General features: G+C 76.5%; 27 protein-coding genes. 17 read left to right on the top strand and 10 right to left on the bottom strand.

The window, feature by feature from the left end; all coding sequences use genetic code 11:
• Positions 1 to 53 precede the first annotated feature (53 nt).
• The gene (gene folD / locus K3554_RS02150; RefSeq protein WP_259942901.1) at positions 54 to 944 is read left to right on the top strand and encodes a bifunctional methylenetetrahydrofolate dehydrogenase/methenyltetrahydrofolate cyclohydrolase FolD; all 891 of its coding nucleotides are present in this window, start codon (positions 54 to 56) and stop codon (positions 942 to 944) included.
• On the opposite strand, the gene K3554_RS02145 is transcribed toward folD, so the two are convergent.
• From K3554_RS02145 to K3554_RS02110, 8 genes are read right to left on the bottom strand one after another with little or no spacing between them, the layout of a single operon-like run.
• A complete protein-coding gene (locus K3554_RS02145; RefSeq protein ID WP_259942900.1) occupies positions 941 to 1852 on the bottom strand; it encodes a glycosyltransferase family 2 protein in 912 nt (303 codons plus the stop codon). The genes folD and K3554_RS02145 overlap by 4 nt on opposite strands.
• Positions 1849 to 3246 carry an O-antigen ligase gene (locus tag K3554_RS02140; RefSeq protein WP_259942897.1) on the bottom strand — a complete coding sequence of 466 codons (1398 nt, stop codon included), beginning with the start codon at positions 3244 to 3246 and terminating at the stop codon, positions 1849 to 1851. The genes K3554_RS02145 and K3554_RS02140 overlap by 4 nt, the downstream gene beginning before the upstream one ends.
• Positions 3243 to 3884, bottom strand: a complete 642-nt coding sequence (locus K3554_RS02135; RefSeq protein WP_259942895.1) for a hypothetical protein — start codon at positions 3882 to 3884, stop codon at positions 3243 to 3245. Before K3554_RS02135 ends, K3554_RS02140 begins: the two co-directional genes overlap by 4 nt.
• Entirely contained in the window at positions 3881 to 5245 is a 1365-nt protein-coding gene (locus K3554_RS02130) for an oligosaccharide flippase family protein (protein ID WP_259942892.1), read from the bottom strand. The genes K3554_RS02135 and K3554_RS02130 overlap by 4 nt, the downstream gene beginning before the upstream one ends.
• Complete coding sequence (locus K3554_RS02125; RefSeq protein ID WP_259942890.1) at positions 5242 to 6168, bottom strand: glycosyltransferase family 2 protein; 927 nt, start codon at positions 6166 to 6168, stop codon at positions 5242 to 5244. Before K3554_RS02125 ends, K3554_RS02130 begins: the two co-directional genes overlap by 4 nt.
• On the bottom strand, positions 6152 to 7012 hold the full coding sequence (locus K3554_RS02120; protein ID WP_259942888.1) for a CpsD/CapB family tyrosine-protein kinase: 861 nt from the start codon (positions 7010 to 7012) through the stop codon (positions 6152 to 6154). Before K3554_RS02120 ends, K3554_RS02125 begins: the two co-directional genes overlap by 17 nt.
• A gap of 9 nt (positions 7013 to 7021) precedes the next feature.
• A complete protein-coding gene (locus K3554_RS02115; protein WP_259942886.1) occupies positions 7022 to 8599 on the bottom strand; it encodes a Wzz/FepE/Etk N-terminal domain-containing protein in 1578 nt (525 codons plus the stop codon).
• Positions 8600 to 8603: 4 nt separating this feature from the next.
• Positions 8604 to 9485: an ExeA family protein gene (locus tag K3554_RS02110; RefSeq protein WP_259942885.1), complete on the bottom strand. Its 882-nt coding sequence runs from the start codon at positions 9483 to 9485 to the stop codon at positions 8604 to 8606.
• Positions 9486 to 9809: 324 nt separating this feature from the next.
• On the opposite strand from K3554_RS02110, the gene K3554_RS02105 reads away from it, so the two are divergent.
• Genes K3554_RS02105 through xrtD form a run of 3 tightly spaced genes read left to right on the top strand, consistent with a single transcriptional unit; the run spans position 9810 to position 14486 of the window.
• Positions 9810 to 10466, top strand: a complete 657-nt coding sequence (locus K3554_RS02105; RefSeq protein WP_259942883.1) for a sugar transferase — start codon at positions 9810 to 9812, stop codon at positions 10464 to 10466.
• Positions 10467 to 10491: 25 nt separating this feature from the next.
• Positions 10492 to 12936, top strand: a complete 2445-nt coding sequence (locus tag K3554_RS02100; RefSeq protein WP_259942881.1) for a tetratricopeptide repeat protein — start codon at positions 10492 to 10494, stop codon at positions 12934 to 12936.
• On the top strand, positions 12933 to 14486 hold the full coding sequence (gene xrtD / locus K3554_RS02095) for a VPLPA-CTERM-specific exosortase XrtD (RefSeq protein ID WP_259942879.1): 1554 nt from the start codon (positions 12933 to 12935) through the stop codon (positions 14484 to 14486). The genes K3554_RS02100 and xrtD overlap by 4 nt, the downstream gene beginning before the upstream one ends.
• A 7-nt stretch (positions 14487 to 14493) precedes the next feature.
• Here xrtD and K3554_RS02090 read toward each other — a convergent pair whose 3' ends face one another.
• The gene (locus K3554_RS02090) at positions 14494 to 15708 is read right to left on the bottom strand and encodes a glycosyltransferase family 4 protein (RefSeq protein ID WP_259942876.1); all 1215 of its coding nucleotides are present in this window, start codon (positions 15706 to 15708) and stop codon (positions 14494 to 14496) included.
• A 214-nt stretch (positions 15709 to 15922) separates the two neighbouring features.
• Here K3554_RS02090 and K3554_RS02085 point away from each other — a divergent pair, with 214 nt between their 5' ends.
• From K3554_RS02085 to K3554_RS02070, 4 genes are all read left to right on the top strand, one after another.
• Positions 15923 to 17197: a flagellin gene (locus K3554_RS02085; RefSeq protein ID WP_259942874.1), complete on the top strand. Its 1275-nt coding sequence runs from the start codon at positions 15923 to 15925 to the stop codon at positions 17195 to 17197.
• A 71-nt stretch (positions 17198 to 17268) separates the two neighbouring features.
• Positions 17269 to 17640 (top strand): flagellar biosynthesis regulator FlaF, encoded by a 372-nt coding sequence (locus K3554_RS02080; protein ID WP_259942873.1) that lies wholly within the window; start codon positions 17269 to 17271, stop codon positions 17638 to 17640.
• A 1-nt stretch (position 17641) separates the two neighbouring features.
• Positions 17642 to 18049, top strand: coding sequence for a flagellar biosynthesis repressor FlbT (locus K3554_RS02075; RefSeq protein ID WP_259942872.1), 408 nt, complete (start codon positions 17642 to 17644; stop codon positions 18047 to 18049).
• The gene (locus K3554_RS02070) at positions 18049 to 18828 is read left to right on the top strand and encodes a DUF1217 domain-containing protein (protein ID WP_259942871.1); all 780 of its coding nucleotides are present in this window, start codon (positions 18049 to 18051) and stop codon (positions 18826 to 18828) included. The genes K3554_RS02075 and K3554_RS02070 overlap by 1 nt, the downstream gene beginning before the upstream one ends.
• A gap of 75 nt (positions 18829 to 18903) precedes the next feature.
• On the opposite strand, the gene fliI is transcribed toward K3554_RS02070, so the two are convergent.
• Positions 18904 to 20196, bottom strand: a complete 1293-nt coding sequence (fliI, locus tag K3554_RS02065) for a flagellum-specific ATP synthase FliI (protein WP_259942870.1) — start codon at positions 20194 to 20196, stop codon at positions 18904 to 18906.
• A gap of 99 nt (positions 20197 to 20295) precedes the next feature.
• On the opposite strand from fliI, the gene K3554_RS02060 reads away from it, so the two are divergent.
• From K3554_RS02060 to K3554_RS02020, 9 genes are read left to right on the top strand one after another with little or no spacing between them, the layout of a single operon-like run.
• A complete protein-coding gene (locus K3554_RS02060) occupies positions 20296 to 20664 on the top strand; it encodes a flagellar basal body protein (protein WP_259942868.1) in 369 nt (122 codons plus the stop codon).
• Complete coding sequence (gene flgC / locus K3554_RS02055; RefSeq protein ID WP_259942866.1) at positions 20664 to 21056, top strand: flagellar basal body rod protein FlgC; 393 nt, start codon at positions 20664 to 20666, stop codon at positions 21054 to 21056. Before K3554_RS02060 ends, flgC begins: the two co-directional genes overlap by 1 nt.
• Positions 21057 to 21064: 8 nt before the next feature.
• Positions 21065 to 21331, top strand: coding sequence for a flagellar hook-basal body complex protein FliE (locus tag K3554_RS02050; RefSeq protein ID WP_259942865.1), 267 nt, complete (start codon positions 21065 to 21067; stop codon positions 21329 to 21331).
• Positions 21331 to 21597, top strand: a complete 267-nt coding sequence (locus tag K3554_RS02045) for a flagellar biosynthetic protein FliQ (RefSeq protein ID WP_409197329.1) — start codon at positions 21331 to 21333, stop codon at positions 21595 to 21597. Before K3554_RS02050 ends, K3554_RS02045 begins: the two co-directional genes overlap by 1 nt.
• A 2-nt stretch (positions 21598 to 21599) precedes the next feature.
• Positions 21600 to 22316, top strand: coding sequence for a flagellar hook-basal body complex protein (locus K3554_RS02040; RefSeq protein ID WP_259942863.1), 717 nt, complete (start codon positions 21600 to 21602; stop codon positions 22314 to 22316).
• Positions 22317 to 22325: 9 nt separating this feature from the next.
• Positions 22326 to 23111 carry a flagellar basal-body rod protein FlgG gene (gene flgG, locus K3554_RS02035; protein WP_259942862.1) on the top strand — a complete coding sequence of 262 codons (786 nt, stop codon included), beginning with the start codon at positions 22326 to 22328 and terminating at the stop codon, positions 23109 to 23111.
• On the top strand, positions 23108 to 23530 hold the full coding sequence (flgA, locus tag K3554_RS02030) for a flagellar basal body P-ring formation chaperone FlgA (RefSeq protein ID WP_311200354.1): 423 nt from the start codon (positions 23108 to 23110) through the stop codon (positions 23528 to 23530). The genes flgG and flgA overlap by 4 nt, the downstream gene beginning before the upstream one ends.
• Positions 23527 to 24246: a flagellar basal body L-ring protein FlgH gene (flgH, locus tag K3554_RS02025; protein WP_259942860.1), complete on the top strand. Its 720-nt coding sequence runs from the start codon at positions 23527 to 23529 to the stop codon at positions 24244 to 24246. The genes flgA and flgH overlap by 4 nt, the downstream gene beginning before the upstream one ends.
• Position 24247: 1 nt before the next feature.
• A complete protein-coding gene (locus K3554_RS02020; protein WP_259942856.1) occupies positions 24248 to 24694 on the top strand; it encodes a flagellar basal body-associated FliL family protein in 447 nt (148 codons plus the stop codon).
• The last annotated feature ends 24 nt before the right edge of the window (positions 24695 to 24718 follow it).

Below are 24718 nucleotides of genomic sequence, written 5' to 3'. Positions count from 1 at the left end.
CCCCCGAGATATTTTTGGCCAGAGGAAGGGGGGGCCGCGGGAAGGGACGGGCCATGGCGGCTGAGATCATCGACGGAAAGGCCTTCGCGGCCAGGGTGCGGGTGCGGGTGGCGGACGAGGTGCTGCGGCTGAAGGCGGCGGGGGTGAACCCCGGGCTGGCGGTGGTGCTGGTGGGCGAGGACCCGGCCTCGGCGGTCTACGTGCGCAACAAGGGGCGCCAGACCCGCGAGGCGGGCATGGAGAGCTTCGAGCACCGCCTGCCCGCGGACGTCTCCGAGGCGGACCTCCTGTCGCTGATCCACCGCCTCAACGTGGACGACGCGGTGCACGGCATCCTGTGCCAGTTGCCCCTGCCGGCCCACGTCGATGCCGCCAAGGTGCTGGCCGCCGTCGCGCCCGCGAAGGACGTGGACGGGTTCCACGTCTCGAACGTCGGGCTTCTGGGGACGGGCCAGAAGGCCATGGTGCCCTGCACGCCGCTCGGCTGCCTGATGATGCTGCGCGAGCGGCTCGGCAACCTCGCAGGCCTCGAGGCGGTGGTGATCGGGCGCTCCAACATCGTCGGCAAGCCCATGGCGCAGCTGCTGCTCGGCGACAGCTGCACCGTGACCATCGCCCACTCGCGCACACGGGACATCGAGGCCGTCACCCGCCGCGCCGACATCGTGGTCGCCGCCGTGGGTCGCCCCGAGATGGTGCGAGGCGACTGGATCAAGCCGGGCGCCACCGTGATCGACGTCGGTATCAACCGCGCCGCGGGGACGGGCGGCAAGGACCGGCTGCTCGGCGACTGCCATTTCGAGAGCTGCGCGGAGGTCGCGGGCGCCATCACCCCCGTGCCGGGCGGCGTCGGGCCGATGACCATCGCGTGCCTGCTCGCCAACACCGTCACCGCCGCCTGCCGTGCCAACGGGCTGGCGGAGCCCGAGGGCCTGACCGCCTAGCGCAGCGCCTCGGGCGGGACGCGGGCGCGCACCGACCCCGGGGCCGGCAGGCCGAGCGCCACGCGGGCGAGCACGCCCGCGGAGGTCCAACGGCCCCAGCTCAGAGCCTGCGCCGCCTTCGCGAGGGTCCAGAGGCGCGGCACGACCCTCGCGCCGAAGTGCCGGGCGGCGAAGCGCTGGCGGCTGCGGTGGAGGAACCACAGCGACAGCGGCGAGGGCTCGCGATCGGGGCGTCCCGAGCCGATGGAGTGCCCGGCCGCGTGCAGCACCACCGCCTCCGGGTCGTGGGCGAGGGCGAGGTCGCCCCTCCGCCGCGCCCACGCCACCTCCTCGTAGTAGAGGAAGTAGTCCTCGGGCATCGGCCCGGCGCGGCGGAGGAAGGCGCGGCTCGCCACGAGCGAGGCGCCGGTCACGAAGTCCATCGCCGCCGGGTCCGGGGCGGGCGCGTCCGCAGGCGCGCCCTGGTGGACGTTGCGCGTGCGGCCCGTGCGGCGGTCCAGCGTCCCGCCGTCGGTCTGGATGCGGCCCGACCCTTCGTAGAGCACCCGGCCCCCGAGCAGTCCGAAGCCCTCGGGGTGGGCGGCGAGGCGCTGGGCGGTGCCGGGGGGGACGGTGCAGTCGGGGTTCAGGAGCCAGACGCGGGGGGCGTGCTCCAGTGCCCCGAGCCCGAGGTTCACGCCCGCCGCGAAGCCCCCGTTGCGCCCCGCCTTCACCAGCCGCAGGCGGTGCGGGGCGGGGGCGCGCACGGCGCAGACCGCGGCGGCGGTCGCGTCGCGCGAGGCGTTGTCCACCACCACCACGTCGAGCGCCGCGCCCTGCGAGGCCATCAGCGAGCCGAGGCACGGGCCGACCACGGCCTCGGCGTCGTGGCACACCACGACCACGCCCAGGGCGGGCGGCGCGCTCACGGGGCGGCGGCGGGCGCCGGGAAGCGCGAATGGGGACGCGCCCGGGACGGGGGCGCGGCCGCGGCGCCGCGGGGGGCGCCCTCCTCGGCATGGAGCATCCAGGCGCCCGAGCCGAGCAGGAACATCACGAAGCTGTAGACGCTGCCCCAGGCGTGGACCGTGAACAGCGTGAAGATCAGTCCCACGATCGAGAACACCCAGGCCCGCCGCGCCGTGCCCAGCGCGCCCTCCGCCGCGAAGGGACGGCGCATCACCGGCACCAGCACGGCCAGCCAGCAGCCCGCGAGCGTCACGAAGCCCGGCACGCCGTGGCGCATCGCCGCGATCAGCCAGAAGTTGTCGACCGAGTCCGAGTGCATCCATGCGGGCCGCATCCAGTCCGCCATGCCGATGCCGAACCACGGGTGGGCCGCGACGTTCACGAGGCCCCATTCCAGGATCAGGAGGCGCCAGTAGGCGGTGTGGGCCGAGAAGGTGGCGTAGCTCAGGAACACGTGGAGCGGCGTGCGGTTGGACAGGAGGTCCACCACCGCGTAGGCCAGCGCGAAGAGCGCGGCGAGGATCCACCAGCGCGGGATGCGGGCCGGCAGCGCCGCCGCCCAGGCGATCAGCGCCACCTGCAGCGCCACCGCCAGGATGCCGCCCGAGCTGAGCGACAGGAACCCCGAGAGCGCGATCGCCCCCGCCGCGAGCGCGCGGGGGACCGCGGGCACCCGGTCCTGCAGCGCCGTCCAGCACAGCGCGAAGGCGACCGCGGCGAACAGGCCGAAGTGGATCGGATGCACGAACACCGCCTGCACCCGGTGCAGCCCGAGGCGCATCTGGGCGTCCACGTCGCCGGCCGAGCCGACGCCGGGGATGCGCTCGATCGCGGAGGGGATCACCGGCACGCCGGTGCGCGCCTCCACGAGGGCCACGGGCAGCAGGGCCAGCAGCACGAGGGTCAGCGCCGCGCACAGGCGCCGGAACGCGGCGAGGTCGCGCACGTGGACGCGGGCGATGAGGTAGCCGCCCAGGAACTCCACCCCCATCGAGCCGGCGAGCTGCACCGCCGCCGCGCCCTCGCTGAGGGCGAGCGACAGGGCCATCCACGCGACGTGGGCGAGGGCCAGCCAGTCGGCGGCGATCACGCGCCCGTGGCGGCCTGACAGGAGGCCCGCGAGCAGCGGCAGCACGGCGAGGAGGCACAGGATCCGCAATCCGCTGAGGGCCAGCGAGCCGAGGTCCACGGTCACGGGCAGCACGATCGCGGCGAGGAACAGCCACACGAGCGGGCCGAGGCGCGCGGGGGCGCCCGCCGCTGCCGCGGCGGATCGCGGCGGCGGCGGGGCGGCGTCACGCCCCCGCGCCCAGGGCGGCGCGGCGGGCCGGAGAGTCGGGGCCGCGGCGCTCACGGCGCGGTGCGGCTCATCAGCGCGAAGGCCGAGACCTCGCCCCGCCAGGTCGGCCGGTCGCCGAAGGGGTTGCCCAGCGCCAGGCCCCAGTGCTCCGCGGGCCGGGTGCGCCCCCCGAGGAAGGCGACCGCGGGCGTGCCGCCGTCGACGCCGACGCGCAGCTCGCCGGTCCCGGCGTCGTAGTCGATGGCGATGCGGTGCGGCGCGCCGTCGTCGATGCGCGCGCGCCGCACCACCGCGTGGTGCCACACGCCGCCGGGCGTCCAGAGCCCCACCCGCAGGCTGCCGCCGCGGCCGACGGAGACCTCGAGCGCGCGGTGGATGCGCAGCATCTCCCCGGCGCCCGGCCCCTCGGCGCGCACGGTCAGCGCCAGCGAGACGTCGCGGGCGTCGAAGAACGGGGCCATCACCTCGGGCGGGATGCGGAACGCGTCGGCGCCCTCGCCGAGCGGGATCGCGCCGCGGGGGGCGTCGATCGCGGCGCGCTCGCGGCCCTCGCGGGTGAAGGCGCGGACCTTGCCGGCCGCGGCGTCGTAGGCGACCCGGATCTGCGGCAGCGCGCCGTCCGCCGCGGACGCGGGGAGCGGGGCGGCGAGCGCGAGGAGGAGGGCGGCGAGGAGGAGGCGGGCTCGGGTCACGGGGTGTCTCCGGCGGGCAGGGGCAGGGGGCGCGGCACGGCGAGGAGGGCCGCGGCGAGGAGGGCGGGCAGCGCGGCGAGGGGGCCGGGCAGGAGGAACGCGGCGGCGGCGGCCGGTCCGAGCGCGAGCACGGGGCGGGCGAGGGTCGGCACGGCCCCGGGCACGGCGCGCAAGCGCCGGAGCAGGACCGCGAGGCCGGCCGCCTCGCCCGCGGCCGCGGCGCCCAGAACGGCGGCGAGGGGGCCGCCCGCGGCCAGGATCGCGCCCGCCCCGAGCAGCGCGGCGACCCGCGGCAGGTTGCCGGCAAGGTCGCTGCGCGCGTCGCCCCGGGCCAGCGCCGCCACGCCGACCATGTGTCGCAGGACTCGCAGCGCCTGGGCCGCGGCCGCGGGCACCACCAGCGCGGCGGCGGGGGCGAGGTCGCCCTGCACGAGGCGCTCCAGCAGGGGGCGTCCGAGGGCGGCGGCGGCGATCAGCGCCGCGCCGGCCAGCGCGGCGCGGGTGGCGGCGTGGCCCGCCGCGGCGGCGAAGGCGGGACCGGGCCGCGCGCGGGCGAGCAGGGGCATGTGGAGGCCGGCCAGCACCTGCACCGCCATCTGCGCGGGCGCGGTGGCGAGGGCCATGGCGAGCGCGAAGGCGCCGAGGGCCTCGGGACCGAGGGCACGGGCCACGAGCATCCGGTCGCCCTGCGCGGCCAGCAGCATCAGCGCCCCGGCCAGCATCAGCGGCGCGGTGAAGCGGGCGGCGGCGGCGATCTCGCCGCGCGGAAAGGCGATGCGGAAGGGGCGGCGCGCGGCGGCGTGCGACAGCGCGGCGGTGGCGGCGTGCTGCACCAGGATGGCGCCTAGCATCGCCCGCCAGTCCCCCAGCCACCACGCCAGCGGCACCGCCGCCAGGAGCGAGGCGGCGGCCCCCCCGGCCAGGCACAGGGCGCCCGGCCCAAAGCGGCGGGCGCGGCGGAAGCGGTCGCGGTCGAGATGGGCGGCGGCCATGAGCGGGGCGGCAAGGGCCAGCGCGGCGAAGCCCCAGCGCAGCTCGGGCAGCCCCAGCAGCGCGGCCAGCGGCGCGGCCAGGAGGAGCGCGAGCGCGGCGGCAAGCGCGGCGCGCAGGGCGACGAAGCCCTGCATCGCGGCCTGCACGGGGACGGCGCCGCCGCGGGGGTGCTGCACCATGCGCACCTGGAGGCCGCCGAGGACCGCCAGCTCCACGCCCGCCAGCATCACCGCGAGCGCGGCGGCGCGCCCGTAGTCGGCGGCGGGCAGCAACGCGGCGAGCGCGAGGTTGCGGCCCAGCTGCAGCGCGGCGGCGCCGGCCAGGCCCCCGGCAAGCGTGAGGCCGCCGCGTCGGGGCGCGCGGCTCATCCGCGGTTCCAGCGCGCGGCGTGCCCGGCCGCGGCGGCGGGATGCACGAGCAGCGCGAGCATCCGGCGCGCGCGGTGGAGGCGCACCGCGAGGAGGCCCTCCAGCGCGTCGAGGCGGACGCCGGCGCCGCGCAGGCGCGGCGAGAGGAGGACGCGGGGCAGCTCGGCGGCGACCGAGAGCGGCAGGGCGAGCGCCTTGACCGCCCAGCGGAGGCGCCCGCCGCGGGCGAGCGCGGCGAAGTCGTGGGCGATCTGCCGGTCCCACTTGGCGCGCAGCGCGGCGAGCGAGGGGCGGGCGGGGTGCGTGGCGCGCATGGAGGCGACGAATCGCAGGGGGTGGCCCTGCGCCGTGGCGCGGCGGCCCCAGTCGCGGTCCTCGGCGCAGCCCACGCCGCGCATCGGCCCCACCGCGTCCCAGACCGTGCGGGGCACGGCCATGTTGCCGGCGCCGGCGAAGCCCTCGCGCGCGACGTAGCGGTCCATGCGGAAGGCGTAGAGCGCCTCGTAGGCCGCGGCCGGCGCGCCGCGGCGGTCGGGCGCGGGCACCTGCACGGCGCCGCCGAGCACGGCGCGGGGCGCGGCGCGGTGGGCCTCCACGGCGCGCTGGAGCCAGTCGGGGGCGGGCAGGCAGTCGCTGTCGAGGAACGCGAGGAGCGGGGCGTGCGTGGCGGCGGCGCCGGCGTTGCGCGCGGGGCCAGGGCCGGGTTCGGGCGCGTGGACGAGGCGCGCGCCGGGCAGGAGGCCCCAGAGGTCCGCGGGCGGGGGCGGGTCCGAGCCGTTGTCGGCCACCACCACCTCGCGGGGGCGGACCGTGCCTGCCGCGAGGGCCGCGAGGCAGCGACGCAGGGCGGCGGGCTGGTTGAGGTGGGGCACCACCACGGCGGCCGCCGCCGCCCCGGGCCGCGGGTCAGCCGTCGGCGCCATGGCCGTACCCGTAGCCGTACCCGTAGCCGTAGTCGTCGCCGGTGTGGTGGCACTTGTTGAGGATCACGCCGGCCACCTCGCAGTGGCGGGCGATCTCGCGCTCGCAGACGTCGATCTGCGCCACGCTGGTGTGCTCCGCGGCGGCCACGATCAGCATGGCGTCGGCGCGGGGCGCGAAGGCCAGCACGTCGTCACCGACCATCATCGGCGGCAGGTCGAACAGCGTGAGGCCGGGCGCGTAGCGCCGCTCCAGCGCGGCGAGCGCGGTCTCCATCGCGGGGGCGTGGAAGGTCTCGGCGGGGTTGCCGGCGGGGCGGGCGTTGGCCGCGATCGCGAGCCGGTCCGCGACGCGCACGAGGGCGTCGTCGACCGGCGCGCGGCCCTCGAGCGCGCGCGAGAGCTGCGGCCGCCCCGGCAGCGCGAGCAGCCGCTGGAGCGAGGGCCGGCGCAGGTCCATCTCGCACAGCAGGGTGCGTGGGCCGACGCCGCGGGCGAGCGAGAAGGCGAGGTTGAGCGAAACGGTGGACTTGCCGCAGCCCGGCGTGGGCGAGGTGACGGCGACGCGGCGCCAGCCCTTCTCGTGCGCGACGCTCAGGAGCTTGGTGCGGATCACGTCGAAGGGAGCCGCGCCCTCCTCGGCGCCGGTGCGCGTCACGATCCGGTGCGCGGCGAGCAGCTCCGGGTCGGGCGCGTGGCGGGGCAGCGCGTCCCAGGCGCTCTCGACCTCGGGGCCCGCGGGTGCGGCGGCGGTGGCGGCGGCGGGCGGCGGCGGCGCGCGCCCCGCGAGCACCGCCTCGCGCAGCGTGCGGGCCTGGGCGATCGCGTCCTGCAGTCTCATGCTCATGGCCATCTCCTAACTCCGCTCCAGCACGGCGAGGCGGATCATCTCGGGGATCGCGCCCGGCCCGTCGCGCAGCACCGCGGCGGCCAGGAGGTCGAGCGGCGCGACGAGGAGGTGCAGCGCGCTCAGCCCGCCGGCGAGCAGGAGCGCGGCGAGCGCCGTGCCGCCGGCGAGGCGCAGGCGCGCATGGCGCCGCTCCGCGCGGGTGCAGAGGTAGGGCAGGGTGCCGAAGGGCGCGATGCCGAGGCCCGCCACGAGGTCGGCGGGGCGGCGCAGGTCGCCGGTCAGCAGCACCATCGCCGACACCACCAGCAGACCCAGCGCCACGCCCGCGGCGAGGCCGCCCGCGGCGATCAGCACGCGGTTCGGGCTGTGGGGCGCCGAGGGCGGCACCGCCTGCTCGATCACGGCCACGCGCTGGCCGCGGCTGAGGGTCTCGATGGCGTCGCCGGTCTCGGCCACGGCGCGGGCGGCCACGGCCTCGTCGTACTGCGCGCGCAGGTTGCCCTCGTCGCGCTCCAGCGCGGCGAGCTGGGTGCCGAGGCCTGCGGTGGCGGCGATGGAGCGCTCCAGCGCGTCGATCTCGGCAAGGAACCCGGCACGGCGCGCCTCCAGCTCGGCCAGCTCCGTGCCGAAGTCGTCGAGGCGCCGCTCGTAGGCGCTGCGGGGCGCCGCGGCCGCCGCATCGTCCACGAGGCGCTCCAGCGCCGCGATGCGGCGGTCGAACTCGGCGCGCGCGGGATCGCCCCGGGGCAGGGCGTCGCGCTGGGCGCGCAGGCCGCGCAGGCGGCGGCGCTCGGCGGAGCCGGCGGCGGAGGGCAGGGGGCGGGCCGGGTCGGCGGCGGTGTCGTCGATGCCGTGGATCGAGCGGTGGAGGCGCACCTGCCGGCGCTCCCGGCGCTCCACCTCGTCCTGGCGCGCGTCGAGCGCCACGAGCTGCTCGCGCAGCAGGGCCACGCGGGCGCGGCGGAACTCCAGGCTGTCGGGCAGCGCCTCGCGGTGCTCCTCGCGGAAGGCCAGTATGGCGGCCGCGGCACGGGTGAGCTCGGCCTCCAGGCGCGCGACCTCGCCGGCGAAGAAGTCGAGGGTCTGGCGCGCCACCGAGGTGCGCATGGCCACGTCCTCGGCCAGCACCAGGGTCACCAACTCGTTGGTGATCGCGGCCGCCTCCTGCGGCGTGGCGGCATCCACGGCGAGCGACAGCAGCGTGGCCTCGGCGCGCTGGCGCACGGAGGCGTCGCCGGTGATCTCCACCGCGATGCGCGCGCGCAGGTCCTCGACCAGCGCGTCGCCGGCGGTGCCCTCGGGGCCCGGGAGACCCATGCGGGCGGCCATCTCCACGAGCGTCTCGCGGGCCAGGATGTGCTGCTCGATGATGTGGAGGTGCTCGAGCGCCTGGGTCCGCACCGTGGAGGCGGCGAGGGTGTCGGGGATCTTCTCGGACTCCACGACCAGCTTGGCGGAGGCGCGGTAGGTGGCGGGCGCGAGCATCGCCAAGAGCAGGCCCAGCGCGGCGACCAGCGCGGCGACCAGCGCGAACCAGTGGGCGCGGCGCCGGAACAGCGCGAGGAGGAAGGCGAGGTCCGCCACCGGGTCAGGCCGCCGCCGCCGGGGCGGCCACGGGGTCCGCGGCGGCGCCGGGCAGGAGCACGAGGCCGTCGGCCACGGCGCGTTCCACCATGCGCGCGCCGATGGGCGCGCCCTCGCGGTCGGGGCCGAGCACCAGCACGATCTCGGCGAGGAGGTTGGCGGCACGCGGCACGCCGCCCGCGGCCAGGGCCACGTCCCGGAGCGCGCGGTCGGTGAAGAGGTCCTCGGGGCCGCCCGCGAAGGCGATACGGTGGCGCAGGTAGGCCACGCAGTCCGCGATCTCCATCGGCGCGAGGTGCGCGGTCACGCCCATGCGCCCGGCGACGTGGGCGAGGCGCGGGGCATCGAGGCGCGCGCGCAGCGCCGTGTCGCCGACCAGCAGCACCTGCACCAGCTCGTCCTCGGCGGTGTTCACGTGGGTCAGCGCGGCGAGCGTTTCGATCTCGTCGTCGCGCAGGGAGTGGGCGTCGTCCACGATCAGGAGGGTGCGGCGTCCCTCGGCGTAGCGGGCCACGAGATGGGCGGCGAAGGCACTCTCGGCGGCGGCGGCGCCGCCGCCCTCGGGCGGCTCGATCGCGAAGGCGTCGAGCACGAAGTCCATGAGCGCGCCGGTGCGGCCCCGAAGGCCCGACACCGTTCCTACCGCGAGCGCGGCGTCGCCGGCCCCGGCGGCGATCTCTCCCGCGAGCGTGGTCTTGCCGCAGCCCGTGCCGCCCGTCAGCAGCAGCATCGAGGCGCGCGACAGGATGCCGTAGTCCAGCACGGCGCGGGCGCGCCCGTGGGCGGGCGAGGCGTGGATCGCGCCGGCGCGGGTCTCGGGGGCGGAGCCGAAGGGCCGCGTCCGGAGGCCGCGGCTCCGCATCAAGTGGTCGATCGCGTCGCTCATGGGCACCTCCTCGCTCGATCCTCGACCGGCGCCGCCGCGGGATATGCAGTGTGCGGCGGCCGTCCCGCCCCGCCCGTCCGGCGGATTCGGCGGCCCCCCGTCCATGGCGGGGCAATCGGGCGTCACTGTGTCGGCATCGGGAACGGTGTCCGGCGCTGCGGCGACCGGGAAGCGGCGATCGCGCGCAGTGCCCCGCGGTCGGCCCGCCGGCGCCACGAACGGCCGAGGGCGCGTCGGAAAATAACCATACCAATCGTGTCGAAGTCGCCCCGAGCGCGCGTGCCTCCGCGGCCGCGCGCCGCCATCGCGAGAGGGAGGGACGAGATGTACGCGACCCCGCACCCCGTCGACGCGGACCGGACCCCGGGTCCGGGATGGTACCGGATGGGCGGGAAGCGGGTCCTCGACCTCGCGGGCGTCGCGCTGCTCGCGCCGGTGGCGCTGCCCCTCGTGGCGCTGCTGGCCCTGCCGACGGCGCTCTGGGGGGGCGGGGCGCCGCTCTTCACGCAGAGCCGCGTGGGCCGGGGCGGGCGCCCGTTCCGCATGTGGAAGCTGCGCACCATGGTGCCGGGCGCCGACGCGGCGCTGGAGCGCCACCTGCGCGCGGACCCGGCGGCGCGGCGGGAGTGGGACCTCTACCAGAAGCTCCGGCACGACCCGCGCGTCACCCCCGTCGGCGCCGTGCTGCGACGCTTCTCGCTCGACGAGCTGCCGCAGCTCTGGAACGTGCTGCGCGGCGACATGAGCCTCGTGGGGCCGCGGCCGATGCTCGCGTCCCAGCAGGGCCTCTACCCGGACCGCGCCTACTACCGCCTGCGCCCCGGCATCACCGGGGCCTGGCAGGTCTCGGACCGGGGCCGCGGCACCTTCGCCGACCGCGCCCGCCACGACGCCGCCTACGAGCGCGCCCTGGGGCTCCGCACCGACGCGGCGATCCTCCTCGCCACCACCGGCGCGGTGCTGCGCGCGACCGGCACCTGATTTCCCCTCCCGAAGGAGAGCCTCCATGACCCATTCCCTCCACCGCCTCGCCGTGCTCGCCCTCCTCGCCGGCACGACGGCCCTGGCGGGCTGCCGCTCGCCCGAGGAGAAGGCCGAGGCGTTCTTCGTCTCGGGCGTGGAACTGGTGCGCGCCGACGATCCCGCGCGCGCGCTGATCCAGTTCCGCAACGCCCTGCTCCATGCGCCCGCGCACCGGGGCGCCGCGCTCGCGCAAGCCGGGGTGCTGGAGCGCGGCGGCGACCTCGGCGGGGCCTACGCCCTCGTGGCCGAGCAGGCCGAGCGCCGGCCGGACGACGCGGCGCTGCACCTGCGGGCCCTCGGCCTCGCCCTGCGCCGGGGCGCCTGGGACGCGGTGGAGCGCCACGCCCGCCACCTGAGCCGGGCGGGCGAGGGGGCGCCCGAGGGCGCCGTGGCCGCGGTTGTGCTGGACTACCGCGCCGCGGTGCGCGGGGGCGACGCCGCGGCACGGGCGGACACGGCGGCGCGCGCGCTCGCGCTGCGCGCCGACCGGCCGGGCGACCCGGTGCTCCTGCGGATCGCGCTGGACTGGCACGAGGCGGAGGGCGACGCGGCGGCGGCGCTGGCGCTGCTCGACGCCGCGCTCGCGGGGGGCGCGACCGACCGCGAGCTGCACCTCCACCGCATCGCGCTGCTGGGCCGCACCGGCGACGGCGACGTGGCCGGCGCGCGCCTCCACGAGGTGGCGGCGATGTTCCCGGACGACCCGCGCGTCCGGCACCTGCTGGTCTCGTGGCACGTCTCGCGCGGGCAGCTGGACGAGGCCGAGCGCTTCCTGCGCGGCCTGGCCGGGCCCGTCGACGGCCCGCGCGCGGGCCATGCCGCTGTGGTCGCCTTCCTGGCGGACCATCGCGGCCCCGAGGCGGCGGAGCGGGAGCTGGCCCGCCTCGTGGACGGCAGCGCGCCGGGCGCGGGGCGGCGCCACTGGCAGGCGGCCCACGCCGCCGCGCGCTTCCGCGCCGGCGCGCGGGAGGAGGGGCTCGCGGCGATCGAGGCGGTGCTGGCCGAGGAGCCGCCCTCGGACCTCGCGCGGCGCATGCGGGTGATGCAGGCCCGGATGCTCGGGGCGATGGGGCGGGACGGGGATGCCGCCGCCGCGGTGGACGCGGTGCTGCATGAGGATCCGATGCAGGCGGGCGCCCTGCGCCTGCGGGCGGCCCGGCTGGCCGCCTCGGGGCGCGGCGACGAGGCGGTGGCGGCCCTGCGCGTGGCGCTGGCCCAGTCGCCCCGCGACCCCGCGATCCTCCTGGAGCTGGCCGAGGCCCACCTCGCCGCCGGAAGCCGGCCCCTCGCTGGCGAGCAGCTCGCCGCGGCGGTGGAGATGTCCGCCGCCGCCGCCGGCCCGTCGCTGGTCTACGCCGCCTTCCTGCGCGAGGGCGGCCAGGCGGCCGTGGCGCTGCGGGTGCTGCGCGCCGCTGCGGAGCGGGCCCCCCGCGACCCGCGGGTGCTGGCTGTCCTGGCCGAGCTGCTGATCGAGCTGGGTCACGGCGGCGAGGCGGCGACGCTGATCGCGCGCCTCGGCGAGACCGGCGCGGCGGAGGAGGCCGGGCGCCTCTACCTCGCGCGGCTCGCCGCGCAGGGACGCCACGCCGAGGGGCTGGGCGTCCTGGGCGGTCTGGTGGCCGATGGCGGCGACGGGCTGCGCCCCGTGGCCGCCGTGGTGCAGACCCTCGTGCGGGCCGGGCGCGGCGACGAGGCGCGCCGCTATCTGGACGAGGCGCTCGCCGCGCAGCCCGCGTCGCGGCCCCTGCGCCTCCTGCGCGCGGCGCTCGACACCGCCGCGGGCGACGCGGCGGCGGCGCGCACCGCTCTCGGCGCGCTGCTGGCGGAGGATCCGGGCGACGAGCAGGCCGCGGTCCTCCTGGTGCCGCTGCTGCGGGCGGAGCGCGACGAGGCCGCCGCCGCCGCGGTTCTGGCCGCGGCCCTGCGCGCGCGCCCCGACTCGCGCGCGCTGCGCCTGATGGAGAGCAGCCGGCTGGATGCCGCGGGCGAGCCGGGCGCCGCGGTGGCGCTGCTGGAAGGCCTCGCCGCGGAGGGCGGGGCCGCCGACCCGGCGGTGGGCAACAACCTCGCCGCGCTGCTGACGCGCACCGCCCCGGACGGCGCCGACCCGTCCGCCGCCGCGGTGGAGCGGGCGCACCGGGCCGCGCGGGGCCTGCGGGGCCTCGCGGTGCCGGCATTCCAGGACACCTACGGCTGGGTCGCGTTCCTGCGGGGCGACCTGGGCGAGGCCCTGAGCCATCTGGAGCCCGCCGCCCGCGCCCGGCCCCTTGATGCCGGCGCGCAGTATCACCTGGGCCGCACCTACGCCGCGCTGGGCCGCGAGGCCGAGGCCGCCGAGCGGTTCCGCCGCGTGGTGGAGATCGACGCCGACGGCACCCTGCCGGTCACGGCGGCGGCGCGGGCGCGGCTCGGCGGCGCGGCGGAGTGACCGCCGCTGCCCTCCGCCGCGCCGCGCCCGCGCCCGCGCTGCTGGTGTTGCTGGCGCTCGCCGCCGGGGCGGCCTTCGCACCGGGCCTCGCGGCGCTCGGGGCGGCGTGGAGCACGCCGGAATACAGCCACGGCCCCCTGATCCCGCTGATCTCGGCCTGGCTGCTGCTGCGGGGCATGCAGGCCGAGGGCGCCCCCCCGGTGGGCGGTGCGCGCTGGCCCGGCGCGCTCGTGCTCGGGCTCGCCCTCGCGCTGGCCGCGGTGGGCGCGCGGTCGGGCATCGGCGACGTCTCGGCCTACGGGCTGATCGCCTGGGCCATGGCGATGCTGCTGCTCTGGCGCGGTTGGCGGGGCGGGGCGACGCACTGGGCGGCGGTCGGGCACCTCGTGTTCATGCTGCCCTTGCCGCAGCTCCTGTGGTGGAAGGCGAACCTCGTGCTGCAGGGCCTGAGCGCGGAGCTGGGCGTGGCCGCCATCGCGCTGGCCGGCGTGCCGGTCTGGCTGGAGGGCCACGTGATCGACCTCGGGGTCTGGCAGCTGGAGGTGGCCGAGGCCTGCTCGGGGCTGCGCTACATGTTCCCGATCCTGAGCTTCGCGGTGATCGTGGCCGTGTGCTTCCGGGGGCCGGGTTGGGGCAAAGCCCTCCTTGTGCTCGCCGCCGCGCCCGTGGCGGTGCTGCTGAACGCGGGACGCATCGCGCTGATCGGCGTCGCCGTGGACCGCTGGGGCATCGCCGCCGCGGAAGGCGCGCTGCACCTGCTGCAGGGCTGGGCGGTGTTCGCGGCCTGCCTGGCCCTCCTGCTGGCGCTGGCCGCCGGGCTGCGGTGCTTCGCGCCGCGCCCCGGCCCGCTGCTGGACCTCGGCGGCGCCGACGCGGGCGCGGCGCTGCGCGCCCTGGGCCGCGCGGGCGCGCCCCGCGCCGCGGTGGCCGGCGCCGCGGCCACGGCGCTGGCGGCGCTGGCGATCGCGCTCGCGCCGCCGCCCGACGCGGGCGCGGTGGCGCGCGCGCCCTTCGCGGCCTTTCCCGCCACGCTCGGCCCCTGGCGGGGCCGCGCCACGGCGCTGCCGCCCGCCCTGGAGGCCGCGCTGGGCGCCACCGACTACCTGGACCTCGCCCTGGTGGCGCCCGGCGAGCGGGCGCCCGTGAACCTCTTCGCGGCGTGGTACCGCAGCCAGGTCGGGGGCGAGGGGCTCCACTCGCCCGAGATCTGCCTGCCCGCGGGGGGCTGGGAGGTGGCCGCCCTCGCGCACGCCCGCGTCGCCCCGCCGGGGCTCGGGGCATGGCAGGCGAACCGCGCGGTGATCACCCGCGGCGCCGAGCGCCGGCTGGTGCTGTTCTGGTTCGAGGGCCGCGGCGGGCGCACCGTCTCGGACTGGCGCGCCCGCCTCGCGGTGCTGCGCGACGGCGCGCTGCGCGGGCGCACCGACGGCGGTCTGGTGCGGGTGATGACGCCGGTCGCTGCGGGCGAGACCGAGGCCGACGCCGAGGCGCGCCTCCTGCGGGTGCTCGCGCGCGCCGTGCCGCGGCTGGGCGAGCACGTTCCGGGCTAGGCGCGGCTCAGAGCCCCCGCTTCTCCCACAGGCGGTCGTAGGCAGCGAGGAGGTGGGGCACCGAGTTGTCCCAGCCCAGCGTGCCGAGCACCCGCTCGCGGGCCCGGGCCCCCATCCCGCGCGCCGCCTCGGGGTGGTCGATCAGCCAGCCCACCTTCGCGGCGAAGTCGCGCGGGTCGTTCGGGCGGGCATAGAGCGCGGTGTCCCCGGCCGAGGCCCGTCCCTCGCGCAGCGCGAACTGCACGGTGGGCTTCGCCAGCGCCATGTACTCGACGACCTTGTTCATGGTGCTCACGTCGTTCATCGCGTTGTGCGGATCGGGCGCCACGCCGATGTCGCAGCTGTTGAGCGCCGCCAGCACCGTCTTGCCGTCGACCGCGCCGGTGAAGGTGAACCGGTCCTCGAGCCCGGCGCGCGCCACCGCGTCCTCGACGGCGCGCGCGTGGGGGCCGGTGCCGATCACGACGGCGTGGACGTCGCGCCCCTCGGCGGCGAGGTGGGCCATTGCCTCGACCAGAAGCTCGAGCCCCTCCTGCTGGCCGATCACGCCGATCCAGCCCAGCATCGTCGCGGCCCGGCGGAAGCGCGGGTCCCCCTGCCCGGGCTGGAACGACTTCGCGCGGGGCGCGGAGCGGACCACGAACACGTCCTCGGGCGCCATGCCGCCCCGGTCAACGGCGATGCTCCGGAAGCTCTCGTTCGTGGCGATCGAGACGTCGGCGACCGCGAAGGTGATCCGCTCCATGATCCGGAGCGCGGCATGGAGCGGGCCGCGGCGGCCGAACTTGGCCTCGAACAGCTCGGGGCAGACGTCGTGGTGGTCGAACAGGTAGGCGACGCCCCGCAGGCGCCAGCGCAGGGCCAGCATCCACACGAGGTCGGGCGGGTTGCAGCCGTGGATCGCGTCGAAGCCCCGGGCCCGGTGCACCGCGCCGGCGAGGCGGAACCAGTGGCGGAGCGCGTGGAGGTACTCGCGCACGAAGGCCAGCGCGCGCGTGCGGGCCTCGGGCGCGGCCGGGTGGCGGTGGACGTGGACGCCCTCGATGCACTCGTAGGTGGCGGTGCAGCCGCGCCCCATCGGAGAGATCACCGACACCTCGTAGCCGGCGGCGCGCAGCGTCGTGGCCTCCAGCCAGACGCGCCGGTCGAAGGGCACGGGCAGGTTCTCGACGACGACGAGGACGCGGCGCCGCGGGGCGTCGGAGGGGGGCGAGGTGGGCATCCGCGGTGACTAGCGCGGGCGGCTGGGGGACGGAAGGGCGGCGCGGATTCGAGGCGAATGCGCCCGACGCGCGCCCATGCCGTTCACGATTCGACAAGGGTTCGGGCCGCATCAGGGGCCCAGTCCAGAAGGACGCTCGAACGGGGCCAGGGCCCCGCCGGCAGAAGGCTGTGTCTTCCGGCCTGCGAAGCAGGCCCGCATCACGGGAAAACCCATGTCCAGCATCCTGACGAACAACAGCGCGATGGTCGCGCTGCAGACGCTGCAGAACATCAACAAGGACCTCGGCAACACCCAGGCCGAGATCTCCACCGGCAAGTCGATCGGATCGGCGCGCGACAACTCCGCCGTCTGGGCCATCTCCAAGCAGATGGAATCCGACGTGAACGGCTTCAAGGCGATCCAGGAGAGCCTGAGTCTCGGCCAGTCCACGGTCGCGGTGGCGCGCAACGCCTCCGAGACGGTCACGGACCTGCTGACCGACATCAAGGGCAAGATCGTCGCGGCCCAGGAATCCAACGTCGACCGCGACAAGATCCAGACCGACATCACGGCGCTGACCGACCAGATCAAGTCGGTGGTGGGCGCGGCCCAGTTCAACGGGCTCAACCTCGTGGACGGCTCGTCGACCACGGCCGTGGACGTGCTCTCGTCGCTCAACCGCGACAGCTCGGGCAACGTCTCCGCGGCGCAGATCTCGGTGGACCGCCAGAACCTGTCCGTCACCGGCACGGTGACCACGCAGGTCTACGACGGCACCGGCGCCGACACCGGCACCACCATCGTCTCGGCCGAGAAGGGCGGCACCCCGGTCGCCTCGGGCACGGCCACCGCCACCGACGGCACGGACGCGTTCATCGACATCAACGTCGGATCGGTGGGCGAGGGCTTCGGCTACCAGCTGTCGCTCGACGACACGGGCTTCGCCAACTCCGTCGGCACCCGGACCTTCGAGTACGTGGCCACGGGCACCGACAGCGCCGAGGACGTGGCGAACGAACTCTACGACCAGGTCTCGGCCTTCCTGTCGGCCACCGACGAGACGAACTACACCGTCTCCAAGGTGGACGGCGACACGCTGCGCCTGACCCGCGCCAACGCGGGCAACGAGCTCGGCGTGACCATCGAGGCGGACGTCGACGGCAACACCGTGGGCTCGTCCTCGGGCGGGCTCGCGGCGCTGGGCTCGATCGACGTGACGACCGACGCGGGCGCGACCTCGGCGCTGACCGCGATCGAGGGGCTGATCGACAAGGCGATCGACGCCTCGGCCTCGTTCGGCTCGGCGCAGGGCCGCATCGACACCCAGTCCGACTTCGTGAGCGCGCTCACGGACTCGCTGACCTCGGGCATCGGCGCGCTGGTGGACGCCGACATGGAGGAGGCCTCGGCCCGCCTCCAGGCGCTGCAGGTGCAGCAGCAGCTCGCCACCCAGTCGCTGTCGATCGCCAACCAGGCGCCGCAGTCGATCCTGGCGCTGTTCCGCTGATCCGAACGGAGCCGCGCCCCGCCGGGCGCGGCTCCGACGCCCCCTGATCCCCAGAACCGGGATGCCAGCCGATGTACTACGCCCAACCCCTTTCCGGGGCCTACACCGCCATGGAGGACGCGCTGCTCAGCCCCAAGCGCGCCGAGGCCCAGGGGATCGCCGCGCTCACGCGCCGCATGATCGCCGGCTTCCGCGACGAGGGGGTTCCCTTCTCGCGCCGCGCCGACCTCCTGCACGAGAACCGCCGCCTGTGGTACGCCGTGCTGCTGAGCGCCGCCGACGCCGACAACCCCATGCCCGAGACCCTGCGCGCGGGCCTCGTGAGCCTCGGCGCCTTCGTGGACCGCTCGACCTCCGAGCTGCTCGCGGGCCGCGGCGACGTGCGCGTGCTGATCGAGATCAACCGCCGCGTGGTGGCGGGCCTCGCCACCGGGGGCGGGTGAGGTGGCCGGGCTCGTCCTCAAGTTGCGCGCCGGCGAGCGGATGCTCGTGAACGGCGCCGCGCTCGAGAGCTCCGGCCGCGCCGCCTGCCTGCGCGTGCTCACGCCGGGCGCCGACATCCTGCGGATGCGCGACGCCATCGACCCGGCGGATGCCGCCACGCCCGTGGGCCGGCTGACTCATCTGGTGCAGCTGGTGGTGGCCGGGCTGGCCCCCCGCGAGGCCGCGCTCGCCGAGGCGGGTGCCCATCTCGCCGCCCTGCAGGAGGTGTTCCGCTGCGGCCCCGACCGGGCCGCGCTCGCGCGCATCGCCGATCACCTCGCGGGCGGGCGGGCGTACCCGGCGCTGCGCCTCCTGCGCGAGCTGCGCGCCCGCGAGGCGCGCCTCCTCGCCCTCGCGCGGGGGGCGTGATGTTCCAGCCCGTCCTGCCCACCGGCGGCCTCGCGGGCTGGCGCTTCCTCCAGCGCACGCTCGACGTGCAGCAGGCCGCCCACGCGGCCACGGGCACCAACCAGCGCGCGCTCGACGACTTCCGCGCGCGCATCGGTGGCATCGACAGTGCGGAGGCGCTGGTGGCCGACCGGCGGCTCCTGTCGGTGGCGCTGGAGGCGTTCGGCCTGTCCGAGGACATCGACTCGCGCTTCTTCCTGCGCAAGGTCCTCGAGGGGGGCACCACGGACACTGCCTCGCTGGCCAACCGCCTCGCTGACAGCCGCTACCACGACCTCGCCGAGGCGTTCGGCTTCGACCTGCCCTTCGGGCCCAGGACCAAGTTTCCGGGCTTCGCCGACGACATCGCCGCGCGCTTCGCCACGCTCGGCTTCGAGAGCGCGGTGGGCGAGCAGGACGAGTCCCTGCGCCTCGCGCTCAACGCCCGCCGCGCCTTCGCGGACGTGGCCGAAGGCAGCAGCACCGACGACGTGGCCTGGTTCACGGTGATGGGCACGCCCGCGCTGCGCACCGTGGTGGAGGGCGCGCTGGGCCTGCCCAAGGGCGTGGCCGCGCTGGACCTCGACCGCCAGCTCACCGAGTTCCGCGCCCGCGCGCAGCAGAGCTTCGGCGTCTCCACGGTCGCGGAGCTGACCGAGCCGGAAACGCTGGGCAAGGTGATCGACCGCTTCCTGCTGCTCGATGCGGCCGCCAACGCGCCACCGACGAGTCCGGCGCTGGTGATGCTGCGAGGGTACTGAGGAGGGAAGCGGGGCGGCGGCACCCGCACGGCGCTGCCTCGCACCCGGCGCTCAGCCGCGGGCGCGGCGGCGGCGCTACCCCAGCGCCCGGCGCAGGAGCACGAAGCTGTCCGCCGGAGTGCCCGCGCGCGCGGCGAGGGCATCGAGCACCTTCGGGCGCAGGCGGATCGCCTCGTCGAGGGCGGGGTCGCGGCCGGCGTCGTAGAGGCCGGCGGTCACCATCAGCTCGCTGCGGGCATAGGCCTCCAGCAGGGCGCGGGTGCGGGCGATCGTGGCGTTCTCCTCATTCGTGGCGGCCTCGGGCAGCGAGCGCGAAACCGAGGCGAGCGGGTCGATCGCCGGGAACCGCCCCGCCTCGGCCACCGCGCGCGAGAGCACCACGTGCCCGTCGAGCAGCCCGCGGACCGCGTCGGCCAGCGGCTCCTCCATGTCGGAGCCGGCGACCAGCACCGTGAGCACCGCCGTGATCGCCGGCTCGCGGTCCGCACCGGGGCCGATCCGCTCGAGGCAGGCGGCCAGCTCCGAGACGAGGCTGGGCGGCATGGCAACGCCTTCGCCCCGCGCGCCCGCCACGTCGCGGCAGGCCTCGGCATGGCGGGTGAGGCTGTCGCACACGAACAGAACGCGCGCGCCGCAGGCGCGGAACCGCTCGGCCACGGCGATGGCTGCGGGCAGCGCGCGGCGGCGCACCCCGGCGGGCCGGTCCGAGGTGGCGGCCACGACCACGGTGCGCGCCATGGCCGCGCCCACCGCGTCGCGCGCGAAGCTCGAGACCTCGCGCCCCCGCTCGCCGATCAGCGCGGCAACCACCACGTCCGCTTCCATGTCGCGCGCGAGATCGCCCAGAAGGCGCGACTTGCCCACGCCGGAGCCGGCGAAGACGCCCATCCGCTGCCCCTCGGCCACGGGCAGCAACGTGTCGAGCGCCACGTAGCCCGTGGCGAGGCGCGCGCCGAAGCCGCCCCTGCGGCCCGCGGGCGGGGGCGCGGCGCGGATCGGGCGGGGCGCGCCTTCGGTCAGGGGGCGCCCGTCGAGCGGCGCGCCGAACGGATCGACGATGCGCCCCAGCCAGCCGTCCGCGGGCGCGATCGTGGCGGGGCCCGCGACCACCACCTCGGCACCCAGCCCGAGGCCGTCGAGCGAGGCGTAGGGCATCGCCTCGACGCCGCCCTCGCCCAGCGCCACCACCTCGGCGCGCAGCGGCCCGTCGGTGCCGCAGCACACCACCTCGTCGCCGAGGCGCGCGGCCCGGTCCAGCCCGCCGACGACGATGCGGTCCTCGTGGATGCGGCGTACGCGGCCCAGGGGGCGCACCGCCGAGAGCGGCTTGATGCGGGCACGGAGGATCTCGAGCGAGGCGGGGTGCATGGCGGCGTGGCTCCGACTGGGAGGGGGGCGATTCCGGGGCTTCGGATACGGAATCTAAACGAATCGGTCTTAATGCCCCGTTGCATCGAGGAGAGAGACATGCAGATGCCCGCCATCATGGGCCTCGCGGCAGAGGCGGCCGCGCACGCCGCCACCCGCCAGGCCATCGTCGCCCGCAACGTGGCGAACGCGGACACGCCGGGCTTCCGGCCCTTCGACCTCGCCCCCTTCCGCCCCGGTCGCGACGCCGAGATGCGCGCGACGCGGCCCAACCATCTGGGTGGCAGTGGCGGAGAGGCGTGGCGCGCCCGGCCCGTCGCCGGCCCCCTGGACCCGGACGGCAACGGCGTGGCGCTGGAGACCGAGATCCTGCGCGCCACCGAGGCGCAGCGCGCCCACGACCGGGCGCTGAGCGTCTACCAGGCGTCGGTGGACATCCTGCGCGCCGCGATCGGGCGGGGCCGCTAGTGGCCGGCTTCGGGGACGCGCTGCGGATCGTCGCCTCGGGCATGCGCGCCCAAGGCCAGCGCCTGCGCCACGTGTCCGAGAACATCTCCAACGCCGACACGCCGGGCTACCGCCGCAAGACGGTGGGCTTCCTGGCCGAGGTGGAGGCCGGGCGCCCCACCGGCGCGGTGCGCGTGGGGCGCGTGCAGCTCGACCGCTCCGAGCCGCGGCGCGTACACGACCCCGCCCATCCGCTCGCCGGCGCCGACGGGACCTACGAGGCCTCGAACGTGAACCTCCTCACGGAGATCGCCGACGCCCGCGAGGCGCAGCGCTCCTACGAGGCCAACCTCAAGATGTTCGAGCAGACCCGCCGCATGAGCGGCGCGCTGTTCGACCTGCTCAAGCGATAGGTGCACCCATGGACGTCTCCTCCCTCCAGGCGATCGCGGGCTACGCGGCCCCCAAGGCTCCGTCCCCGGCGGCGGGCGCGGCCGAGGCGGCCGAGGCGTTCCTCGCCACGATGCGCGGCGCGGAAGCGCAGGGCGCCGCGGCGGTCACGGGCGGGGGCGACCCCCACGCGCTGGTGACCGCCCTGACCGAGAGCCGGCTCGCGCTCGAGGCCACGGTGGCGGTGCGCGACCGCGTGGTCGAGGCCTACCAGGAACTGCTGCGGATGCCGGTCTGATGGACGACCTCGTCTTCTTCGACGCGCTCCACGAGGGGCTGTGGGTGGCGGTCGCCGTGTCCACGCCGATCCTCACGGCGGCGCTGGTGGTGGGCCTCGCCATCGGCCTCGTGCAGGCGCTGACCTCCGTGCAGGAGATGACGCTGACCTTCGTGCCCAAGATGGCCGCGATCCTCGCCGTCTTCTGGCTGTCGATGGGGTTCATGACCCTGACGCTCACCCACTACTTCCGGGGCACGCTGCTGCCCCTGATCATGGGGGGCTGAGGATGGACGGCATCTACGCCACGCTGTCGCGCCAGTCGGGCCTCATGCGCGAGCTCGACGTGATCGCGCAGAACATCGCGAACGCGGGCACCACCGGATACCGCGCCGAGGCGGTGGTGTTCGCCGAGCACGTGGCCGCGGGCGCGGGCGGCGCGCCGTCGCTGTCGATGGGCGACGCGGCCGCGCGCCACACCGACCTGTCGCAGGGCGCCCTGGAGCGCACGGGTGGCACCTACGACCTCGCCATCGAGGGCGACGGATTCTTCCAGATCGGCGGCCCCGACGGCCCGCTGCTGACGCGCGCGGGCACCTTCTCGGCGGATGCCGCCGGCACCCTGGTCACGCCCGACGGCCTGCCGCTGCTCGACGCGGGCGGCGCGCCCGTCGCGGTGCCGCCCGGCCCCGGCGACGTGGCGATCGCGCCCGACGGCACGCTGAGCCGCGGGGGGCGGCCCTTCGGCGAGATCGGCCTCGTGCGGCCCGACGACCCCCAGGGGCTGGTCCGCGTGGGCGATACCCGCTTCCGCCACGAGGGCGGGGTGGAGCCGGTGATCGGCGGGCGCATGATGCAGGGCTTCCTCGAGGGCTCCAACACCTCGCCCGTGATCGAGATCGCCCGGATGATCGCCGTGCAGAACGCCTACGGCATGGGCCAGTCCATGCTCGACCGCGAGGACGAACGCCTGCGCGCGATGATGCGCGTGATGGACCCCCAGTAGGAGAGAGAGATGCGCGCACTCGCCATTGCCGCCACGGGCATGAACGCCCAGCAGATGCGGGTCGAGGTGATCTCGAACAACCTCGCCAACATGAACACCACCGCCTACAACGCCCGCCGCGCGGAGTTCGCGGACCTGCACTACCAGCAGCTCCAGCGCGCCGGCTCGATCGCGTCCACCACCGGCGCGGTGCTGCCCGCGGGCGTGCAGCTGGGCCTCGGGGTACGGCCCGCAGCCGTCTCGATGGCGCCCGCGCAGGGCAGCATCTCGCAGACCGGCGGAGAGCTGGACGTCGCCATCTCGGGCAAGGGCTACCTGCAGGTCACCCTACCCTCGGGCGCGGCCGCCTTCACCCGCGACGGGGCGCTCAAGCGCACGGGCGACGGCCTCTTGGTCACCTCCGACGGTCATCCCGTCACCCCCGACATCACCATCCCGGACGACGCGCGCGACATATCGATCAACGCCGAGGGCGAGATCTACGCCTACTTCGCCGACCGCGTGGAGCCCGAGCTGCTGGGCCAACTCACGCTGGCCGCCTTCACCAACGAGAAGGGGCTCGAGGGGCTCGGCTCCAACCTCTACGGCGAGACCCAGGCCTCGGGCGCCCCTGTCGAGGGCTTCGCCGGCGAGGACGGGCTGGGCCTGTTCCGCCACGGCTACCTTGAGGACAGCTCGGTCGACGCAGTGAAGGAGATCACCGACCTGATCGAGGCCCAGCGCGGCTACGAGATGAACGCCAAGGTCATCACGGCGGCCGACCAGATGCTGGGCGCCACGGCGCAGATCCGATGATCCGCGCGCTGCTCCTCCTCGTCGCCTGCGCCGCCGCCGCGCCGGCCGCGGCGCAGACCGTGGTCGCCGCCGCGCCCATCCGCGCGGGCACGGTGATCGAGGCCGTGCACCTCGCCATGGCCGACGGCGACGCGCCGGGCGCGCTGGGCGACATGCGCGACGCGATCGGGCTGGAGGCGCGCGTGAACCTCTACCCCGATCGGCCCGTGCTGCCCGGGGATCTGGGCATGCCCACGCTGATCCACCGCAACGAGCCCGTCATCCTGCTGTTCCGCGCCGGCCCCCTCGTGATCGCCGCCGAGGGGCGCGCGCTCGCGCGGGCCGGCGCTGGCGAGACGGTGCGGGTGCTCAACACCGGGTCGCGCTCCACCGTCACGGGCATCGCGGTCGGGCCGGGCCGTGTGGAGGTGACGCGATGATCCGCGCGGTCCTTTGTGGCACCCTCGCCCTCGGCGCCTGCGGGCGCATCGCGGAGGTGGGCCGCCCGCCGCAGCTCACCTCGAACGCGGGCGGGCCGGAGCACTTCGCCATGGCCGTCGGCCCAGTCCTGCCCGAGGCGGCCGACGTGCCCGTCGACGCGGCCTCGCTGTGGACGGGGGGACCGCGCTCGCTGCTCGGCGACCGGCGCGCGGGACGGCGCGGCGACATCCTCACGGTGGTGATCAGCATCGACGAGCGGGCCGAATTCGACAACTCCAGCGCGCGCTCGCGCTCCGGGAGCGAGGGGCTGTCGGTGCCCGACCTGTTCGGCCTGCCCCAGTCGCTGGAGGACGGGTTGCCCGACGGCGCGGGGCTGGACGCGGCCGTAAGCCTCGACTCCTCGTCGGACTTCTCGGGCGACGGCTCGATCCGCCGCAAGGAGCGGCTGACCTTGCGCGTCGCGGCCACCGTGGTCGAGGTGCAGGCCAACGGCGTCCTGCGGATCGAGGGCACGCAGGAGGTGCGCGTCAACAACGAGGTGCGGGTGCTCTTGGTGACGGGTTTCGTGCGCCCCGAGGACGTGACGCGGCAGAACGAGATCACCTACGACAAGATCGCCTCGGCGCGCATCTCCTACGGCGGCCGCGGGCAGATCACCGACGTGCAGCAGCCGCGCTACGGTCAGCAGGTGGCCGACATCCTGCTGCCGTTCTGACGTGAAGGCGGTGCTGGGCATCGTGGCGATCCTCCTGTTCGCCGCAGGCGGCGGGGCGGCGGCGGTGTTCCTGCGCCCGCCCCCCGAGGCCGCCGCCGCGCCGCCCCCGCCCGAGCCGCTGCCCGAGCCGGATCTGGTGAACCTCACGCGCGAGTTCATCGTGCCCATCGTCGACGACGGGCGGGTGCGGGGGCACGTCGTGCTGAACCTCGCGCTGCAGAGCGAGACCCTGCCGAGCGAGGTGCTGCTGCGCCGCGAGGCGGTGCTGCGCGACCGCCTGCTCGAGGCGCTGTTCCGCCACGCGGGCCTCGGGGGCTTCGACGGGCGCTTCACGGACGCGCTGCCCATGAACCGCCTCCGCCTCGCGCTGAACGAGGCGATCCGCGCGGCGCTGCACCCCGACGCGGCGACGGTGCTGGTGACGGCGATCGACCGCCGCGAGCGTTAGGCGCGGGATCCGGGGGCGCCGCCG

This window comes from Jannaschia sp. W003, from assembly GCF_025144335.1.
Classification (GTDB): Bacteria; Pseudomonadota; Alphaproteobacteria; order Rhodobacterales; family Rhodobacteraceae; genus Jannaschia.
This window is presented reverse-complemented; position numbering and strand designations above follow the sequence as displayed.

Excerpts from the sequence above, each read along its gene's own strand:
- folD (WP_259942901.1), top strand. The coding sequence starts at position 54 with ATGGCGGCTGAGATCATCGACGGAAAGGCCTTCGCGGCCAGGGTGCGG.
- K3554_RS02130 (WP_259942892.1), bottom strand. The coding sequence starts at position 5,245 with ATGAGCCGCGCGCCCCGACGCGGCGGCCTCACGCTTGCCGGGGGCCTG.
- K3554_RS02125 (WP_259942890.1), bottom strand. The coding sequence starts at position 6,168 with ATGGCGCCGACGGCTGACCCGCGGCCCGGGGCGGCGGCGGCCGCCGTG.
- K3554_RS02120 (WP_259942888.1), bottom strand. The coding sequence starts at position 7,012 with ATGAGCATGAGACTGCAGGACGCGATCGCCCAGGCCCGCACGCTGCGC.
- K3554_RS02110 (WP_259942885.1), bottom strand. The coding sequence starts at position 9,485 with ATGAGCGACGCGATCGACCACTTGATGCGGAGCCGCGGCCTCCGGACG.
- K3554_RS02105 (WP_259942883.1), top strand. The coding sequence starts at position 9,810 with ATGTACGCGACCCCGCACCCCGTCGACGCGGACCGGACCCCGGGTCCG.
- K3554_RS02100 (WP_259942881.1), top strand. The coding sequence starts at position 10,492 with ATGACCCATTCCCTCCACCGCCTCGCCGTGCTCGCCCTCCTCGCCGGC.
- K3554_RS02090 (WP_259942876.1), bottom strand. The coding sequence starts at position 15,708 with ATGCCCACCTCGCCCCCCTCCGACGCCCCGCGGCGCCGCGTCCTCGTC.
- K3554_RS02085 (WP_259942874.1), top strand. The coding sequence starts at position 15,923 with ATGTCCAGCATCCTGACGAACAACAGCGCGATGGTCGCGCTGCAGACG.
- K3554_RS02080 (WP_259942873.1), top strand. The coding sequence starts at position 17,269 with ATGTACTACGCCCAACCCCTTTCCGGGGCCTACACCGCCATGGAGGAC.
- K3554_RS02070 (WP_259942871.1), top strand. The coding sequence starts at position 18,049 with ATGTTCCAGCCCGTCCTGCCCACCGGCGGCCTCGCGGGCTGGCGCTTC.
- fliI (WP_259942870.1), bottom strand. The coding sequence starts at position 20,196 with ATGCACCCCGCCTCGCTCGAGATCCTCCGTGCCCGCATCAAGCCGCTC.
- K3554_RS02060 (WP_259942868.1), top strand. The coding sequence starts at position 20,296 with ATGCAGATGCCCGCCATCATGGGCCTCGCGGCAGAGGCGGCCGCGCAC.
- K3554_RS02050 (WP_259942865.1), top strand. The coding sequence starts at position 21,065 with ATGGACGTCTCCTCCCTCCAGGCGATCGCGGGCTACGCGGCCCCCAAG.
- K3554_RS02045 (WP_409197329.1), top strand. The coding sequence starts at position 21,331 with ATGGACGACCTCGTCTTCTTCGACGCGCTCCACGAGGGGCTGTGGGTG.
- K3554_RS02040 (WP_259942863.1), top strand. The coding sequence starts at position 21,600 with ATGGACGGCATCTACGCCACGCTGTCGCGCCAGTCGGGCCTCATGCGC.
- flgG (WP_259942862.1), top strand. The coding sequence starts at position 22,326 with ATGCGCGCACTCGCCATTGCCGCCACGGGCATGAACGCCCAGCAGATG.
- flgA (WP_311200354.1), top strand. The coding sequence starts at position 23,108 with ATGATCCGCGCGCTGCTCCTCCTCGTCGCCTGCGCCGCCGCCGCGCCG.
- flgH (WP_259942860.1), top strand. The coding sequence starts at position 23,527 with ATGATCCGCGCGGTCCTTTGTGGCACCCTCGCCCTCGGCGCCTGCGGG.